General features: G+C 73.1%; 11 protein-coding genes and 1 pseudogene. 8 read left to right on the plus strand and 4 right to left on the minus strand.

Going from position 1 to position 14,996, the window contains the following annotated elements; translation table 11 throughout:
- The first annotated feature begins 18 nt into the window (after positions 1 to 18).
- The 4 genes from proS (at position 19) to IEX99_RS06415 (ending at position 4,369) form a co-directional block, all read left to right on the plus strand.
- On the plus strand, positions 19 to 1,332 hold the full coding sequence (gene proS, locus IEX99_RS06400; protein WP_188899182.1) for a proline--tRNA ligase: 1,314 nt from the start codon (positions 19 to 21) through the stop codon (positions 1,330 to 1,332).
- A gap of 40 nt (positions 1,333 to 1,372) precedes the next feature.
- Entirely contained in the window at positions 1,373 to 2,626 is a 1,254-nt protein-coding gene (locus tag IEX99_RS06405) for a lipoprotein-releasing ABC transporter permease subunit (RefSeq protein WP_188899375.1), read from the plus strand.
- On the plus strand, positions 2,619 to 3,305 hold the full coding sequence (locus IEX99_RS06410) for an ABC transporter ATP-binding protein (protein ID WP_188899183.1): 687 nt from the start codon (positions 2,619 to 2,621) through the stop codon (positions 3,303 to 3,305). Before IEX99_RS06405 ends, IEX99_RS06410 begins: the two co-directional genes overlap by 8 nt.
- Before the next feature lie 119 nt (positions 3,306 to 3,424).
- Positions 3,425 to 4,369: an NAD-dependent epimerase/dehydratase family protein gene (locus IEX99_RS06415; protein WP_188899184.1), complete on the plus strand. Its 945-nt coding sequence runs from the start codon at positions 3,425 to 3,427 to the stop codon at positions 4,367 to 4,369.
- 13 nt (positions 4,370 to 4,382) lie between these two features.
- Here IEX99_RS06415 and IEX99_RS06420 read toward each other — a convergent pair whose 3' ends face one another.
- Entirely contained in the window at positions 4,383 to 4,781 is a 399-nt protein-coding gene (locus tag IEX99_RS06420; RefSeq protein WP_188899185.1) for a carboxymuconolactone decarboxylase family protein, read from the minus strand.
- A 185-nt stretch (positions 4,782 to 4,966) separates the two neighbouring features.
- Here IEX99_RS06420 and IEX99_RS06425 point away from each other — a divergent pair, with 185 nt between their 5' ends.
- The gene (locus tag IEX99_RS06425) at positions 4,967 to 6,229 is read left to right on the plus strand and encodes an MFS transporter (protein WP_308421473.1); all 1,263 of its coding nucleotides are present in this window, start codon (positions 4,967 to 4,969) and stop codon (positions 6,227 to 6,229) included.
- A 33-nt stretch (positions 6,230 to 6,262) separates the two neighbouring features.
- Here IEX99_RS06425 and IEX99_RS06430 read toward each other — a convergent pair whose 3' ends face one another.
- Positions 6,263 to 7,297 carry an MBL fold metallo-hydrolase gene (locus IEX99_RS06430; RefSeq protein ID WP_188899187.1) on the minus strand — a complete coding sequence of 345 codons (1,035 nt, stop codon included), beginning with the start codon at positions 7,295 to 7,297 and terminating at the stop codon, positions 6,263 to 6,265.
- A gap of 259 nt (positions 7,298 to 7,556) precedes the next feature.
- Between IEX99_RS06430 and IEX99_RS06435 the strand changes: the two genes are divergently transcribed.
- The 3 genes from IEX99_RS06435 to IEX99_RS06445 all read left to right on the plus strand — a co-directional run bounded on the left by IEX99_RS06435 (position 7,557) and on the right by IEX99_RS06445 (position 12,733).
- Complete coding sequence (locus IEX99_RS06435; RefSeq protein ID WP_188899188.1) at positions 7,557 to 8,795, plus strand: aminotransferase-like domain-containing protein; 1,239 nt, start codon at positions 7,557 to 7,559, stop codon at positions 8,793 to 8,795.
- 360 nt (positions 8,796 to 9,155) lie between these two features.
- Positions 9,156 to 11,696, plus strand: coding sequence for a glycosyltransferase (locus tag IEX99_RS06440; RefSeq protein ID WP_188899189.1), 2,541 nt, complete (start codon positions 9,156 to 9,158; stop codon positions 11,694 to 11,696).
- A gap of 53 nt (positions 11,697 to 11,749) precedes the next feature.
- Complete coding sequence (locus IEX99_RS06445) at positions 11,750 to 12,733, plus strand: S1C family serine protease (protein ID WP_188899190.1); 984 nt, start codon at positions 11,750 to 11,752, stop codon at positions 12,731 to 12,733.
- A gap of 606 nt (positions 12,734 to 13,339) precedes the next feature.
- Here IEX99_RS06445 and IEX99_RS06450 read toward each other — a convergent pair.
- Positions 13,340 to 14,288: pseudogene (locus IEX99_RS06450) on the minus strand (IS3 family transposase); the annotation flags it as partial.
- Positions 14,289 to 14,335: 47 nt separating this feature from the next.
- Positions 14,336 to 14,911: a transposase gene (locus IEX99_RS06455; RefSeq protein WP_188899191.1), complete on the minus strand. Its 576-nt coding sequence runs from the start codon at positions 14,909 to 14,911 to the stop codon at positions 14,336 to 14,338.
- Positions 14,912 to 14,996 lie beyond the last annotated feature (85 nt).

Raw genomic sequence — 14,996 nt, forward strand, 5'->3', positions numbered from 1 at the left:
CCTGAGGATCCCGCCGCCGTGCGCCTCTCCCGCGCCTTCCTGCCGACGCTGAAAGAGACCCCCGCCGAGGCCCAGATCGCCTCGCACCGCCTGATGCTGCGCGCCGGCCTGGTCCGCCAGACCAGCGCCGGCATCTACGCCTGGCTCCCCCTCGGCCTGCGCGCGTTGCGCCGCATCGAGCAGATCGTGCGCGAGGAGCAGGACCGCGCCGGGGCGCAGGAGATGCTGATGCCCACCATCCAGCCGGCCGAGCTGTGGCGCGAGAGCGGGCGCTACGACGACTACGGCAAGGAGATGCTGCGTATCCGCGACCGCCACGACCGCGAGATGCTCTACGGGCCGACCAACGAGGAGATGGTGACCGACATCTTCAAGGCCTACGCCAGGAGCTACCGCGACCTGCCGCGCATCCTCTACCACATCCAGTGGAAGTTCCGCGACGAGGTGCGGCCGCGCTTCGGGGTGATGCGCGGGCGCGAGTTCCTGATGAAGGACGCCTACTCCTTCGACCTCGACAAGGAAGGGGCGATCCGCAGCTACCGGGCGATGATGCTCGCCTACATGCGCACCTTCCAACGCATGGGCCTCAAGGCGGTGCCGATGGCGGCCGAGACCGGCCCGATCGGCGGCGACCTCAGCCACGAGTTCATCATCCTCGCCGAGACCGGGGAGAGCGCGGTCTTCTACGACGCCGGCTTCGAGACGCTCGACTGGGAGCACTCGGACTACGACTACGACGATCCCGAGGACCTCGCCCGCTTCGCGGCGCTGCTCACCTCGATGTACGCGGCGACCGACGAGAAGCACGACCCCGCGGCGTGGGAGAAGGTGCCGACGGAGCGCCGGCGCGAGGGCAGGGGGATCGAGGTCGGCCACATCTTCTACTTCGGCACCAAGTACAGCGCCGCCATGGGCCTCGCCCTCGCCGGCCCGGACGGCAGGCCGGTCGCGCCGGAGATGGGCAGCTACGGCATCGGCGTCTCGCGCCTGGTCGGCGCGATCATCGAGGCCAACCACGACGAGGCCGGGATCAAGTGGCCCGATCCGGTCGCGCCCTGGCCGGCGGCGATCCTCAACCTCAAGCGCGGCGACGCCGCCTGCGACGCGCTGTGCGAGCGGCTCTACGCCGCGCTCGGCGGCGAGGCGGTGTACGACGACCGCGACGAGCGCGCCGGCGTGAAGTTCGCCGACGCCGACCTGATGGGCTTCCCCTGGCAGGCGATCGTCGGCCCGCGCGGCGCGGCCAGCGGCCGCGTCGAGCTGAAGCGGCGCGCCACCGGCGAGCGGCAGGAGGTCTCGCTCGAGGACGCGGTGGCGAAGATCCGCGGCTAGGATGCGCCAGGACCGCGCCCCCCGCGCCTCCCGCCCGGCGATGTTCGGCCCCTTCGAGCGCAGCGTCGCCGCGCGCTACCTGAGCGCGCGCACGGGCGAGCGCTTCGTCTCCTTCAACGCCTGGTTCAGCCTGATCGGCATCGCCCTCGGCGTCGCCACGCTCATCATCGTCATGAGCGTGATGAACGGCTTCCGCCAGGAGCTGCTCGGCCGCATCCTCGGCCTCAACGGGCACCTCGGCGTGTTCGCCGCGGAGGGGGCGATGCGCGACTTCGACGCGGTGGCCGGCCGCATCCGCGGCGTCCCCGGCGTCGTCGCGGCGAATCCGGTGGTCGAGGGACAGGCGCTCGTGACCTCGGAGTTCGGCGGCGCCGCGGGCGGCCTCGCCCGCGGCATCCGCCCCGACGACCTGCGCGCGAAGCGGATCATCGCCGACAACATCCGCGCCGGCGACCTCGGCGCCTTCCGCGGCGAGGACGCGATCGTCATCGGCACCGGCCTGGCGCAGCGCATGCGCGTGATGGTGGGCGACCGCATCACCCTGGTCTCGCCCCAGGGCCGGACGACCGTGATGGGCACCGTGCCGCGCGTGCGCTCCTACGAGGTGGTGGCGCTGTTCAACACCGGGATGCACGAGTACGACTCGAGCTTCGTCTACCTCCCGCTCGAGGCGGCGCAGCTCTTCTTCCAGGTCCCCGGCGCCGCGACGCAGATCGAGGTCTTCGTCCAGGATCCCGATCGCGTGCGCGAGGTGCAGCGCGCCATCCTGCGCGCCCTCGCCGACGGGCCGCGGGTGCGCGTCGTCTCCTGGCAGGAGGCGAACAACGCCTTCTTCCAGGCGGTGCAGGTCGAGCGGAACGTGATGTTCATCATCCTCTCGCTCATCATCCTGGTCGCCGCCTTCAACATCGTCACCACCCAGGTGATGCTGGTGAAGGACAAGCGGAAGGACATCGCCGTGCTGCGCACCGTCGGCGCCACCCAGGGCGCGGTGATGCGCGTCTTCCTCATGACCGGGGCGGCGATCGGCGTGATCGGGACGGTGGCGGGGGTCGCGCTCGGCCTGGTGTTCTGCGCCTACATCGAGAACATCCGCCAGTTCCTGCAATGGGTCCTGGGGACGGTGATCTTCGATCCCACGGTCTACTTCCTCTCCCGCCTGCCCGCGATCACCGATCCCGGCGAGGTGGCGCAGGTCACCGCCATGAGCCTGACGCTCAGCCTGCTCGCCTCGGTCTATCCCGCCTGGCGGGCGGCGCGGCTCGATCCGGTCGAGGCGCTGCGCAGTGAGTGACGCCGCCCCGCCGCTGCGCCTCGAGGCCGTCGAGCGCCGCTACCGCACCGAGGCGGGCGAGCTGCCGGTGCTGACGGGCGCCGACCTGGTCCTGCAGGCGGGCGAGATCGTCGCCCTCGTCGCCCCCTCGGGCACCGGGAAGTCCACGCTGCTCCACCTCGCCGGCCTGCTGGAGCGGCCCGATGGCGGGGAGGTCTTCGTCGAGGGCCAGGCGGCCGGCCGCCTGCCGGACGACGCCCGCACCGCGATCCGCCGCTCCACCATCGGCTTCGTCTACCAGTTCCACCACCTGCTGCCGGAGTTCACGGCGGAGGAGAACGTCGTCCTCCCGCAGCTCGCCGCCGGCGCCTCCCGCGCCGCGGCGCGGGAGCGGGCGCGCGCCCTGCTGGAGGCCTTCGGCCTGCACGGGCGCGAGCACCACCGCCCCGGCCGGCTCTCCGGCGGCGAGCAGCAGCGCGTCGCCATCGCCCGCGCCCTGGCCAACGCGCCGCGCGTGCTGCTGGCCGACGAGCCGACCGGCAACCTCGACGTCGCCACCTCCGACCGCGTCTTCGCGGAGCTGCTCGACGCGGTGCGTCGCCACGGCGCCGCCGCCCTGGTCGCGACGCACAACCCGGACCTGGCGCGGCGGATGGACCGGATCGTGACGCTGCGCGAGGGGCGGGTGGTCCCGGCCTGAGCGCCGGCGCGGCCGCGGCCTCCGCCGCGTCCCTCCCCGGCGCGGGCCGGTGACAGCCGCCGCGGGCACGTGCCATCCTCGCTTCGCGTCGCGCCGCGTCGGAACGGGAGGGACCCCCCATGCGCATCGTCGTCATCGGCGGCACCGGCTTCATCGGCCGGCGCCTGATCCCGCTCCTCGCCGCGCGCGGCGACAGCGTCACCTGCATGGACATCAACCCGGCCGCCGGCGCCGCCTTCGCGGTGCTCGGCGAGCGCGTGCGCGTTCTGCGCGGCGACGTCACCCAGTTCGACGAGGTGATGACGGTGGTGTCGGAGGCGAAGCCGGACCGCCTGATCAACCTCGCCTACCACATCGGCAGCGATCTCCCCCCGCGCGTGGCGACGAAGCTCAACGTTCTCGGCATGGACAATTGCTTCGAGGCGGCGCGCCTCTGCGGCGTGCCGCACACGATCTACGCCAGCTCGCTCGCGGTCAGCGGCCCGCAGCGCCACTTCGGCGAGCGCGCTGTCACCGAGGAGGACCGCTGCTATGGCGACAGCCAGTACGCCGTGAACAAGATCTTCAACGAGTTCCAGGCGCGCGACTACGCCGAGAAGTACGGCATGACCATCACCGGCATCCGCCCGGCCAACGTCACCGGGCCCGACAAGCTGTTCGGCTCGGTGGACCACGTCCACTGCATCACCGAGCCGGCGCGCGGCAACCCGGTCACCTTCCCCTACCGCGACGCGATGCGCATCCCGATCCACGTGGACGACATCGCCGAGGTCTTCGCCCGCGTCTCGGCCGTGGAGAAGCCGCGCCACCGGATCTACAACTCCGGCGGCACGACGATCAGCCTCGGCGAACTGGCCGAGATGGTCCGCGGCTTCCTGCCGGAGGCCCGCATCCAGTTCGAGCAGGACACCGGCGGGCGCGAGCGCTCGGGCAACTACCTGATCGACAATTCCCGCCTGGTCGAGGAGTTCGGCGTGCAGTACGCGCCGTTCCGCCGGCGCGTCCTGCAGATCATCAACGACGTGCGCGCCGAGCGCGGCGCCCCGCCGATCCGCGGCGACTGACCGGGCAGCGCGGCTACGCCTTCTCCTCGGCGCGCATCTCGGCGAACACCTGCTTCGCCACGATCAGCGCCTCGCGCACCGGGGGCAGGCCGATATAGCCCGAGAGGTGCAGCAGGGCCTCCGCCAGCTCCTCCTCCGTCCAGCCCTGCCGCCGCGCCATGCGCAGATGGAGGGCGAGCTCCGGCCAGGCCCCGGTCGCCGTGTCCGAGACGACGCAGATCAGGGCGCGGGTCTTCATGTCGAGCCCGGGCCGCGTCCACAGCATCCCGAACACCGCCTCGGCGGCGTATTCGGAGAATCCCTCCATGATCGGGTCGTCGTAGACCGAGCTGTTCATCCGCTCGACGAACGCGTCGCCCATGAGCTGGCGGCGGACCTCGCGGCCCATCCGGTAGAGCTCGCCCTTCGCCATCGGTCGCTTCCTCCTGTGTGCGGGCGGATCGAGCCTAACAGGGGCGAGGGGCACGGCAAGCGCCGGCGGCGGCAGATCGCCGCATGCGGCATGGATGCCCCGCGTCGGGACGATGGCCGGTCTGGCGCAGCTCCGGCCGATCCGCGCTAGGCTGGACAGGGTTTTCCGGGAAAGCGACTCGGCCCGTGCGCGACACGCCGAACCTCACCGACACCGGGACGCGCGGCGGCCCCGCCTCGCCGGCCGGCGCCAGCTTCGCGATCATCCTCTCGCTCAGCTTCTGCCACCTGCTGAACGACATGATGCAGTCGCTGGTGCCGGCGATCTATCCGATCCTGAAGGCCGCCTACGCGCTCGACTTCGCGCAGATCGGGCTGATCACCCTGGCCTTCCAGTTCACCGCCGCGATGCTGCAGCCGCTGGTTGGCATCGCCACTGACCGCCGGCCGATGCCCTATTCGCTGGCGGCCGGCATGGGCTCGACCCTGGTCGGCCTGCTGCTGCTGGCCGCGGCGGGATCCTACCCCCTGATCCTGCTCGCCGCGGCGCTGATCGGCATCGGCTCGGCAGTGTTCCACCCGGAGGCGTCGCGCGTCGCGCGCCTGGCCTCGGGCGGCCGGTACGGGCTGGCGCAGTCGCTGTTCCAGGTGGGCGGCAACACCGGCTCGGCGGTCGGCCCGCTGCTCGCGGCCTTCATCGTGGTGCCGGGCGGGCAGGCGAGCATCATGTGGTTCTCAGCCGCCGCGCTGCTCGCCATGCTGGTGCTCGTCCGGGTCGGCGGCTGGTACGCGCGCAGCCGCCCGGCATCGCCGCGCCCGGCCGCCCGGGCGGGCAGCGATGCCGGCGCGGCGGTCGCAGCGGCGCCGCTGCCGGCCGGCAAGGTGGCGATGGCCTTCGCCATCCTGGTGGTGCTGCTGTTCTCCAAGAACGTCTACACCGCCAGCCTGACCTCCTACTTCACCCTCTACCTGATCGACCAGTTCGGCGTCTCGGTGCAGGTTGCCCAGCTGCACCTGTTCGTCTTCCTCGCCGCCCTGGTCGCCGGCACGCTGGCCGGGGGTGCGGTGGGCGACCGGGTGGGGCGCATCCCGGTGATCTGGTTCTCGATCCTCGGGCCGCTGCCCTTCACCCTGCTGCTGCCGCATGTCGGCCTGGTCTGGACCGGCGTGCTGTCGGTGCTGGTCGGCTTCATGATGGCCTCCGCCTTCTCGGCCATCCTGGTCTATGCGATGGAGCTGCTGCCCGGCCGAGTCGGGCTGGTGGCGGGGATGTTTTTCGGCTTCTCCTTCGGGCTCGGCGGCCTCGGCGCGGCCGCGCTCGGCCAGCTCGCGGACTGGACGAGCATCGCCGCGGTCTATCGGATCTGCGCCTTCCTGCCGCTGCTCGGGCTGCTCACCATCTTCCTGCCGCGGCAGGCGGCGGAGCGCCGCGCCGCGCCGCGCGCCTAGGACCGATCACGGACGGTCCTGGCGGGAGCGGGGTCAGGCCAGCGGCCCGCCCGCCTTCTTCCAGGCCGCGATGCCGCCCTGCAGATGCGCGGCGGCGGCAAGGCCCGCATCCTGCGCCGCCTGCACCGCCATCGCCGAGCGCTCGCCGAAGGCGCAGTAGAACACCAGGCGCCTGCCGGTCGCCGAGGCGAGCTCGTGGAGCACGCCGCCGGGGCGGATGCTCTCCTGCAGGTCCTGATAGGACACGTGCAGCGCGCCGGGGATCGCGCCGTGCCGCTCGCGCTCGCCGCGCTCGCGCAGATCCACCAGCACGGCGTCGCGGCGGCCGAGCAGCGCCATCGCCTCCTCCGCGCCCACCGCCCAGCCGCGCCGCGCCACCTCCTCCTGGTCGAGGCCCTGGCGCATGTTCGCCGGCACCGCCACGTCCATCATCTTCGGGTTGGCGAGCTTCAGGCCGTTCATGAGGTCCACGTACTCCTCCACCGAGCGGACCTGCAGGCGCGGGTTGTGCGCCCGCTCCTCGCCGATGGTGCTGACCGTGTCGCCCTTGTAGTCGTGCGCGGGATAGACGAGCGTCTCGTCCGGCAGCCTGAGAAGGCGGTTGAAGATCGAGTCGTACTGTGCGCGCGGGTCGCCGTTCTGGAAGTCGGTGCGTCCCGTGCCCCGGATCAGCAGCGTGTCGCCGGTGAAGACCCGGTCGGGCAGGGTGAAGCAGTAGGAATCGTCCGTGTGCCCGGGCGTGTAGACCACGCCGAGCGTCATCCCCTCGATCTCCAGCCTCTCGCCGTCGCGCACGCGCATGGAGACGACATCCACGCCGCTCTGCTCGCCCATCACCGTGATGCAGCGCGTGCGGTCGCGCAGCGCGCCGAGCCCGGTGATGTGATCCGCGTGGAGATGGGTGTCCACCGCCTTGACCAGCCTGAGGTCCAGCTCCTCGATGAGCTGGAGGTAGCGGTCCACCCGCTCGAGCACCGGGTCGATGATCAGCGCCTCGCCGCCGCGGCGGCTCGCGAGCAGATAGGTGTAGGTGCACGAGACCGGGTCGAAGAGCTGGCGGAAGATCATGGGGCCCTCCCTCGGCATGGCGCTCTGGCGGCGGCCGGTGCCGCCCGCAGCATAGCCGAGGCGCGCGCCGGAGGGGGCCTCCGCCGAGGGTTGTCGGCGTCCCCGCGGGCCGGCAGAGTGCGGGGTCGGGGCCGCGACGGTCGGCATCCGGTCCGGCAGGCGGCGCGCCTCCGCCGGCGCGGTGCGCCGGGCTCCCGGCCCGTCGGCGCGGGCGAGCCTGTCTCGAATCCGCCGGAGACGTCCAAGGACCACGCCACGCATGACCAGCCCAGGACCCGACTACGCCCGCCTCTTCCGCAGGGATACGCCCGAGCCGGCGCCGCGCTGGGCCGGCTTCCCGAAGTACAACTTCATCGGCGGCCACAACGACCCGACGCGCGTCCCGACCGAGGCGCTGGCCGAGGCCGCCGCCGCCGTGCTGCGCCGCGAGGCGCCGAGCCTCGCCCTCTACAACCTCGGCCACGGCCCGCTCGGCCATGCGGGGCTGCGCGAGGTGGTGGCCGACAAGCTTGCGCGCCACCGCGGCATCACGAACTGCACGCGCGAGGACGTGCTGATCACCTCCGGCTCGCTCCAGGGCCTCGACCTGGTCATGGACCTGCTGATCGAGCCCGGCGACACGGTCCTGATCGAGGAGCTGTCCTACAACGGCACGATCACCCGGGCGCGCAAACGCGGGGCGAGGATCGTCCCGGTGCCGCTCGACGCCGACGGGATGCGCATGGACGCGCTGGAGCGCATCCTCGGCGACCTGAAGGCGAGGGGGGTGACGCCGAAGTTCCTCTACACCATCCCCACCATCCAGAACCCGACCGGCTCGATCCTGCCGCTCGAGCGCCGGAGGCGGCTCATCGCCCTGGCCCGGGCACATGGCGTGCCGATCTTCGAGGACGAGTGCTACGCCGACCTGGTGTGGGCCGGCACCGAGGCGCCGCCCGCGCTCTACGCCCTCGACCCGGAGCAGGTGATCCACATCGGCTCCTTCTCCAAGACGCTCGCGCCGGCGCTGCGCGTCGCCTACGCCGTCGCGCCCTGGCCCGTGCTCTCGCGGCTCGTCGCGCTGAAGACCGATGCCGGCACCGGGGCGCTGGAGCAGATGCTCGTCGCCGAGTACTTCTCGCGCCACTTCGACAGCCACGTCGCGGGGCTGCGCGCCGTGCTGGAGGACAAGCTCGCCACCATGCTCGACGCCGTGGCGCGCGAGTTCGGCAGCGCGGCCGAATGCTGGACGCCGAAGGGCGGGATCTTCCTCTGGCTCCGGCTGCCCGAGGCGGTGGACGTGACGAAGCTCATCCAGCCCGCGGCCGAGCGGGGCATCGCCTTCAACCCCGGCCCCGAATGGGCGTGCGACCCGGCGAGCGCGCGCTCGCAGCTCCGCCTCTGCTTCGCGCTGCCGTCGAAGGAGGAGATCCGCGAGGGGGTCGCGGCCCTCGCCCGCGTCTGCTTCGAGCAGACCGGCATTCCGGAACGGAGCGGGAATGTGCGCCACCGCGCCTGAGCCCGCGGCGGCGTGCGAAGCCCGTCTCGGCCCGTCCGCGAAGGATCAAGGCCATGCGGGCGCGACCTGATCCGGCACATCGCGCACGCACCGCTCCGGCGTCTGTTCCAGGCGACGGTGACGGTTGCCTCGGCATGCTGATGTCGGACCGCATGCGCATGAAGGCCGCCACGTAGCGGACTGGAATTGCGCGAATGAAGGTGGGCGTCCCGTGCCGGCGCGCACGGCGGCGCGACCTGCGCCAGAGCCGTTTTCGCTCGGCTGTGCTCGTTGCGACGGCTCCTGCTTGTCGTTTGCCGAGCCGGTTCACGCTCCCGGCTGTTCCCGGCCGTCCGCGATCGGCTCTAGAGAGGGCACGCGATGTCTCCGGAGGCTCCAGCACCCGCATGCCCGCCCTCGCCGAACCCCACCGGAGGCGGGAGGCCGCCGGGCGACGGCGCGCGGCGCCACGCGATCTTCCTGGCCTTCGCCCGCGCGACGCCGCCGCCGCCCGCGGCCGGTCTCGCGCCCTTCCTGACCTCCGATGCCGACTGGGCGAGCGCGGAGCGGGCGCTCGTCACCCTCCTCGCCGAGGAACCGGACGATGCGCCGGCGCGGCGGCTTCTGCTCGCCCTCGCCCAGCTCGACCCGGCGCGCGTCGCCGCGCTGCGCCACCCGCCGGCGCCGCTGCTCGCCGTCGCGGCCGAGGCGCGCCTGCTGGCGGGCGACCCGACCGCTGCCGAGATCCTTCTCGCGGCCGGGCGTGCCCGCGCTCCGGCCGATCCCGGCCTTCGGTTGCGCGCCGCGATGCTCGCCGCCCGCTTCGGCGATCCTGCCGAGGCGGTGGCGGCGCTGCGATCCTGGGCGCCTTCGGAGGACGGGGAAGGGGACGCCGCGATCGCCTACACCCTCGACGCACTGCTCGCGCGCGGCGCCGGCGCGGCAGCAATCGCCGTGCTGCACGGCCCCGCGGCGCGCGGCCGCCCGGGGCTGCGACGGCGCTTCGTCGAGGCCGGCCTCGACGCGTTCAGACGCAGCCTCAACGACGCTCCGGACCTGGTTCTGCTCGAGGCAATCGCCAGCGCCGCCGCGGACCTCGCCGCAACCCTCCCGCCGGCGCTGCTCGCCGAGATCGCGCGGCTGGCGGAGAGCATGGATCGCGGCGATCTCCTCGACCGTCTCGCCGCGCCCCTGGTCGAGGTCCTGGACGCCACCGACCCGCCACCGCCCTGGCTCGCCGCGGCCGCCGCCGCGCTCACCGGGGGGGAACCGCTCCCCCTCGACGGCGCTGCGCTGACCCAGCGCGGCCTCGCGCTGCATGCGGCGGGCCGACTGGCGCGCGCGGGCCTGTGCTTCGCTCTCGCGCTGCGCCTCGCCCCCGACGACCCGGCGATCCGCCTGAACGCCGGCTTCGCCGCCGCCGCGGCAGGGCGGAGGGAGGAGGCCGTGGCGGCCTTCGCCGGTGTCGCCGGGACCGCCGAGGAGGGGAGGATGCGCCGCCTCGCCTGGCCTGTCGCTGCGCGCACCGGCGGCATCCCCTGGCCCTACGCGCCGCCGGATCCGACCGTCGTGCCGCCGCTGCCGCCCGGGGCCGCCGAGTGGCCGCTCGTCACCATCATCACGCCGACCCTCAACGCCGGGCGGTGGCTGGAGGAGGCCATCCTCTCCGTCCTGCATCAGGGCTATCCGCGGCTGCAGTATGTCATCGTGGACGGCGGCTCGACCGATGCCACGCCCGCCATCCTCGCCCGTCACCGCGCCGCCATCGACACGGTGATCGTCGAGCCCGACAACGGCCAGGCGGAGGCCCTGAACAAGGGCCTCGCCCGGGTGCGGGGCGAGCTGGTGGGCTGGCTGAACGCGGACGACATGCTCGCCCCCGGCGCGTTGCATGCCGCCGCCGCCGCCTGGCTCGCCGAGCCGGAGACCGCCGACATCCTCCACGGGCCGTGCATCGTCCACCGCGACCGGGCCCCGACGGCCCTGCAGGCGCCGCGCCTCGCGCCCGGCGAATTCACCGTGGAGGCGCTCTCCGACGTGTTCGGGCGCTGGATGGACGGCGCCTTCTTCCTCCAGCCCGAGGCGCTGTTCACCCGCCGCCTGCTCGAGGCTCTCGGCGGGCGGGTGGATGAGGGGCTGCACTACGCGTTCGACTACGCCTTCTGGCTTGCCGCCGCGCGGCATGGGGCGCGGCCGCGCCGCGTGGACTGGCCGATCGCCTTCTACCGCCTGCGCCAGGGGCAGAAGACCGGCAACCGAACCGCCTCCGTGATGGAGCAGCTCACGGTCCGCGACCGGTGGATGCGCCCGGCTCCGTCCCCGGAACGGCACAGGACGATCGTCGCGCGCCTGCGCGCGGCGTTCGGTGATCCGGCTGGCGCGGGCCCGACGCGGCTGGTGCTGTTCGATCCGCGCCTGCCGCGCACGCCCGCGGCGACGCGCGCGCTGGCCCACGCTTCGGCGACCCTCGAGGCGGCGGGGGTGACGTTGCAGGCGGTCCACGCCGCCGATCTGGTGCCGCCGGAGGCCGACATCGTGCTTCGGGTGCTGCGGGCGCATGACGGCCCGGACTGGGCGGCGCCGCTGCGCGGCCGCTTCCATGGCCCGCTCGCCGGCTGGTTCGTCGAGCCCGACCGCGACCCCTTCGCTAATGCCGCCCTGGCGAAGCTGGTGGACCTCGCCGTGCCGGCCAGCGCCGAGGCCGCGCCGGTGCTCGCCAACGACCTGGCTGTCCTGCTGCCGCCGAGCCCCGCCGTGCCCGGCTGGCCGGAAGCGCCCGGATCGCTCGCGGCCGCGCTTGCCGCGATCGTCGGCTCGATGCGCGCCCTTGCCGGGGAGCCGGCCGGGCCGTGCCGGAGCGGGCCTGGGGACACGCCGCGCCCGGCGGAGGTGGCGGGGGAGGGCACAGGGCCGATATGCTGATCCTGCTGTGGGCCCGGCCGGCGCCCGCACCCTTCCCTTCGACGGACGAGCGCATGGCGAGTAGCGACGAGGACTGGGAAATCCCTGACGAGTTGCAGCCGGACCCCGCGGAGTGGTCGTTCCCGCTCGACCGCGCTCTGGGGGCGGTGGTCGGGCTGAAGTCGCTCGTGCCGGAGGATGCCTTCACCGCCCGCAGCCTCGGCACCGAGCGGCAGGGCAACGGCGTGCTGATCCGCGCCGACGGGCTCGTTCTCACCATCGGCTACCTGGTCGCGGAGGCGGAGAGCGTGTGGCTCACCGCGGCCGGCGGGCGCGTCGTGCCGGGCCACGCCCTCGCCTTCGACCATGAGAGCGGCTTCGGCCTGGTGCAGGTGCTCGGTCGCCTGGAGGGAATCGCGGCGCTGGAGCTCGGCGACGCCGACCGGGTGAGGCCCGGAGAGCGGGCGCTGCTGGCCGCCGCCGGCGGGCGCGCGCGGACCGTCGCCTGTGTCATCGCGGCGCGCCAGCCCTTCGCCGGCTACTGGGAGTACGCGCTGGACGACGCCTTCTACACCGCCCCCGCCCACCCCTCCTGGGGTGGCGCGGCGCTGATCGGCGAGGACGGGAGGCTGCTCGGCATCGGCTCGCTGATCCTGCAGCGCCGCGACCAGAAGGGGCGCAAGCTCGACCTCAACATGGTGGTTCCGGTCAGCGGGCTGAGGCCGATCCTCGATGACCTGCTCGCCTATGGCCGCGTGAACCGGCCGGCACGGCCCTGGCTCGGCCTCTACGCGACGGAGGACGAGGAGGGGGTGGTCGCGGTCTCGGTCGCGCCGGGCGGGCCGTCGGAGCGGGCGGGCGTGCGCCAGGGCGACCGCCTGGTGGCGGTGGGCGAGGCCCGGATCGAGGACCTGGGCGGGCTGTGGCGCGCGGTCTGGAGCTGCGGCGTGGCCGGCGCGCGGGTGCCGCTGGCGGTGATGCGGGACGGACGGCGCCGCGAGCTGGTGATCGAGTCCTCCGACCGGCGGCGTTTCCTCAAGGCGCCGCGGCTGCACTGAGCGACCGTCCCGGCAGCATCAGGCTGTGGATGCGGATCCGCGGGACGATCTCCCGCGCCTGCGCGGCACCGCTGCAAGCGGTCAGGGGGCCGAGCCGAGGCGCCACGTGTGCGGCATCGAGCGCTCCCGGCATGCCGGCGCAACTGGAACAGCGTGCGCGGGAGGCCGCCGCATGGCGCGCCTGTGGGGCGTCTTGGGCCAGCGCCGGCCGGCGTTGCGCGAGCTGAGCGCGATGGCGCTACGCCGCATTCCGCATCCTCCGCGGCAGAGACGGCGATTGTGGCCGGCGTCACAGGCCGCATCGGCCAGCGCGGTATCGAGCGCGAGGAGGGTAGCCGCCTGGCGCACTGCCGGGGCGAAGTCGGGCGAGGCCTGGCTCGGCCCGATGCCGGGAGCCGTGTCCAGGGTTGGAAGCACGGCCTCCAACGGTGCGAATGGGCGTGAACGGCTCGCCATGAGCCGCGGCCAAGCCGTCCGGCGATGTCCCGCGCCCTGCGGCGCAGGCCGAATCAGGCGCCGACGCCCGGGTCTCGAGCCCTGAACCGCGCCGGGTTTGCCGGAGGCTGTTTGGTGTGAGTCATGCTGGAGGGGAATGGCTTCCTGTGCGGCATAGTATCGCGCCTCGGCCTTGGCGGGAGGGATGCTGCCGATCGGCTCGGGGAGGCGACGGTTGTTGAACCAGTCCACCCATTCGAGGGTGGCGAACTCGGCGCCCTCGATGCTGCGCCATGGCCCGCGGCGACGGATGAGCTCGGTCTTGAACAGGCCGATGACGCTCTCGGCGAGCGCGTTGTCGTAGCTGTCGCCGACGCTGCCGCCGGAGGGCTCGATCCCTGCTTCGGCCAGGCGATCGGTGTAGCGGATGGACACGTATTGGACCCCGCGATCGCCGTGGTGCACGAGGCCTGTGCCATGAACAGGTCGCCGGTCGTGCAGCGCCTGCTCACGCGCATCGAGGACAAGCCCGGCATGGGCGGTCCGCGACACTCGCCAGCCGGCGATCCTCCGCGCGAAGGTGTCGACGACGAAGGCGACATGGGCGAACCCCTGCCAGGTCGCGACATAGGTGAAGTCCGACACCCACAGCAGGTTCGGCGGTGGCGCCAGGAACTGCCGGTTCGCACGGTCGGCCGGGCACGGCGCCGCCTTGTTCGGCACCGTCGTCCTGGCCTCCTTGCCGCGCACCGCGCCGCGCAGGCCGAGCGCGCGCATCAGCCGCGCCACCGCGCAGCGGGCCGCCGGCATGCCTTCGCGGCCGAGCCGGCGCCAGACCTTCCGCACCCCGTAGACGCCAAAGTTCCCGGCATGGACCCGCCGAACCTCCGCCCGCCGCATCGCATCCCGCTGCGGCCTGGCCGGGCCCTGGGCAGGATCGGCGCGGCGCGCGGCATGGGCGTGGTAGGTGGACGGGGCGATCGGCAGAACCCGGCAGATCGGCAACCGAGCCGTTCACCGCCCATTGCGAGCCATGCTCTCCGGCGCCGTCCAGCACCAGACGCACCAACCGCTCCCGAACCTCGGGCGAGTAACTCGCCGCCGTCTTCTCCACCGCCATCGCTCCATCTTCTCAACGGTTGGAGCCTCCGGCAAACCCGGCGCGGTTCAGGTCTTCCAGTGACCATGCGGGGCGGCAGGGACCACGCGCGCGCCGCGCGGCCTGCGCCCCATGCGACGGGCCATGTTCGTGCTGGCCCGTTCAAGGCGGCGCCTTGAACCGTCAACGAAGACCAGGCGCTCGGGATCGAGGCTGGGCTGCATCTCGCGCCAGGCAGCCCGGGCAGCGGCTACGTCCGGGCGGTCCTGCTCGGCGGCTCGGACCGATTTTTTCAGCGTCAGCCCAAGCCCGGCCAGCGCCCGCCAGACCGTCACCGGAGAAACCGACACCCCGCGCTCGGTGAGCAGCCAGCCCTGCAACTCGCCCAGCGTCGCATCAGGCTGTGCGGCCACACGCTCGCGCAGCGGCTCAAGATGGGCCCCGAGCTTCGATGGCGGCCGCCCCGTCCCCCGCCGCGCCTGCGTCTCGCCGGTCCTGTCCCGGCGCTGGCGCACCTTCACGACATAGAACGGGCTGACCATCAGCCGCTCCGCCACCTCGCGCACGCTCGCCCCGCCGTCGCAGGCCGCCAGCACCCGACCGCGCAGTTCCGGCCCATAAGCCTGACCTCGACGCCAACCCATCGCCGCCTCCAGCTCATCGCCAGAGACCCACGAATTACAGATCAGCGTCGCGCCGGAATCCCCAAACCGATTCCAGGCATCAGAA

This window comes from Caldovatus sediminis (assembly GCF_014644455.1).
Taxonomy (GTDB): Bacteria; Pseudomonadota; Alphaproteobacteria; order Acetobacterales; family Acetobacteraceae; genus Caldovatus; species Caldovatus sediminis.